Source organism: Streptococcus sp. 10F2 (assembly GCF_054331515.2).
Map to the genome: position 1 here is coordinate 1 of NZ_JBTGGE020000094.1, position 2616 is coordinate 2616.

A 2616-nucleotide genomic window follows, 5' to 3' on the forward strand; every position below is an offset into this window, starting at 1 on the left:
CCTAGGTGGATAGCGGACAAAGTGTCAGGTTGGGGTGACCACTATCAACTAGTAGCACAAAAGTCAGTATTAAAGAGAGCCATATCAAAACCAGTCCTCGCCAAACGAGGACTGGTCAGCTGTCTCGATTACTACTTAAAACGACATGCGTTAAAAGTTAACTGAACCGCCGTGTGCCGAACGGCACGCACGGTGGTGTGAGAGGGGCTATCAATTAGTCCCTACTCGATTCTCAATGTATAAACATGGCATCGCCGAAGCTGAAGAAGCGGTAGCCTTCTTCGATGGCGTGGTGATAGGCTGCGAGGGTTTGCTCACGACCAGCGAAGGCCGATACCAGCATCACGAGGGTTGATTTTGGTAGGTGGAAGTTGGTAGAGAAGGCATCTACCACTTGCCACTGGTAACCAGGTTTGATGAAGATATTGGTCCAGCCACTAGCTCCAACGAGTTTGCCTTGGTTGTCTCGAGCAACGGTTTCCAGGGTTCGGATGGTAGTGGTACCGACAGCGACAATGCGATTTCCGGCTTCTTTGACCTGATTTAAGGCTTGGGCTGTTTGGTCTGAGATGGTGTAGTATTCCGAGTGCATATCGTGGGCTTCCACCTCATCCACGGATACGGGGCGGAAGGTTCCTAGTCCGACATGGAGGGTGAGGTAGTGGATTTGAACCCCTTTGGCAGCGATGGCATCCAACAATTCTGGTGTAAAATGAAGTCCCGCAGTTGGGGCGGCGGCGGAGCCGTTTTCTTTAGCGTAAACGGTCTGGTAGCGTTCATGATCTTCTAGTTTTTCATGAATATAAGGCGGAAGGGGCATCTCGCCGAGACTCTCGAGGATTTCCAAGAAGATTCCCTCATAATGGAATTGGATGATACGACCGCCGTGCTCTAATTCTTGGATCACTTCAGCTTGAAGACGGCCGTCTCCAAATTCAATCCGAGCGCCAACTTTAAGTCGTTTGGCAGGTTTAGCAAGAACCTCCCATTGGTCGCCTTCTGTATTTTGCAAAAGTAGGAGCTCCACATGACCACCGGTTTCTGTCTTTTGCCCGTAGAGCCGAGCTGGCAGTACGCGTGTGTTATTGAGAACCAGCGCATCGCCTGGATTCAGGTAGTTAATCAGATGGTCAAAATGGCTATCCGTCATCGCTCCACTTTCTCGGTTCAAGACCAGTAAGCGAGAAGAGGAACGATCTTCAAGTGGAACCTGAGCAATAAGTTCCTCAGGTAATTCAAAATCAAAATCACTAGTTTTCATATTAGATCCTTATAGTTGATAAAACAAAAATAGATAGTAGAGTAACAGTAAAAAAGGAGTACTTACCAAAAGAAAGGCTAGGAAACTGCAAATAAAAACAAGCCAGCCTCCCATCTTGTAGCCCCCAAAATAAAGGGCAAGAAACAGGAAGATTCCTCCTAAAAAAAGACAGGCAACAAGTTCTAACATAAGGAATATTATAGCACAGACTACTTTAGGAAAGATAGTCAATGAAGTTTTTGAAGAAGAAACTCGTTCGAATGTTGGAAGGTAAGCAATGGTGGCTGTCCTAATACTGAAATCACATTTAGTTATGGAAGGCTGTAGCTTAGAATCGACTAGGCAAGTGGCAAGACTATCCTAAGATTGCTAGTTCTGTCTATGGAGATGTTTACTTATAGATTCATTCGTTGTCCTGTCGTCTTCTAGAGAAGATAGCTTTTGAAGGGAGGGATAGACTTGTCTTTTAAGTAGAGTTGTCTTTGATGGAGCAGATCTTTTTCGGAAAAAATGGTCTATACCAGTTGACAAAAATTGGTATAGACCATATAATAGAATTAAGAAAAGCTAGGAGGAAGTTCCCATGATTAAAGTTATACGTGTTTCAAGTCAAGAAGAAGGGGGGCAACAAGCCCTTGAAATTTTAAAAGAGAAATTGGCAGCAGGAGCTAAAACATTAGGTTTGGCAACAGGAAGTAGCCCTCTAGGTTTTTACGAGGCTGTTCGAGCTAGTGATGTTGATTTTTCTAACTTGACGAGTGTGAACTTGGATGAATACGTAGGTCTTGGGGCTGACAATCCCCAATCTTATCGTTATTTTATGGAAGAACATCTTTTCCAAGCAAAGCCTTTTAAAGCAAATTACCTTCCAAACGGGGAAGCCAGTGATTTGGAAGCGGAATTAGCCCGTTACCAAGAAATCTTGGAAGCTCATCCAGTTGATTTGCAAATCCTTGGGATTGGTCGAAATGGTCATATTGGTTTTAATGAGCCTGGGACTTCCTTTGATCAGGTGACACAGGTGGTTGATTTAGAAGCTTCTACCATTGAAGCCAATGCCCGTTTCTTTGAAAAAATTGAGGATGTGCCTACCAAAGCGATTTCCATGGGAATTAAAAATATTATGGATGCGAAAGCTATCATTCTCTTTGCTTACGGAGCTGATAAGGCAGAAGCGATTGCAGGAGCTATTAGTGGTCCTGTAACGGAAGAACTGCCAGCTAGTATTTTACAAAGACATCCGGAAGTTTATATTTTTGCGGATGACGCAGCTCTTTCAAAATTAGAAGCCTAATAGCTAGCCCTCCTGATGTCAAATCGGAGGGCTTTTCCTTTTTGTCTACTTTTCATGAACA

General features: G+C 44.2%; 2 protein-coding genes and 1 pseudogene. 2 read left to right on the forward strand and 1 reads right to left on the reverse strand.

The genetic code is table 11. The annotated features are described in order from the left end of the window. Nucleotides 1–165 (forward strand): annotated as a pseudogene (locus ACXM1Q_RS09085) (group II intron reverse transcriptase/maturase); the annotation flags it as partial. A gap of 67 nt (nt 166–232) precedes the next feature. On the opposite strand, the gene queA reads toward ACXM1Q_RS09085, so the two are convergent. Next, the gene (queA, locus tag ACXM1Q_RS09090; protein ID WP_458517782.1) at nt 233–1261 is read right to left on the reverse strand and encodes a tRNA preQ1(34) S-adenosylmethionine ribosyltransferase-isomerase QueA; all 1029 of its coding nucleotides are present in this window, start codon (nt 1259–1261) and stop codon (nt 233–235) included. Nucleotides 1262–1847: 586 nt separating this feature from the next. On the opposite strand from queA, the gene ACXM1Q_RS09095 reads away from it, so the two are divergent. Continuing rightward, nucleotides 1848–2555, forward strand: coding sequence for a glucosamine-6-phosphate deaminase (locus ACXM1Q_RS09095; RefSeq protein WP_458517783.1), 708 nt, complete (start codon nt 1848–1850; stop codon nt 2553–2555). The last annotated feature ends 61 nt before the right edge of the window (nt 2556–2616 follow it).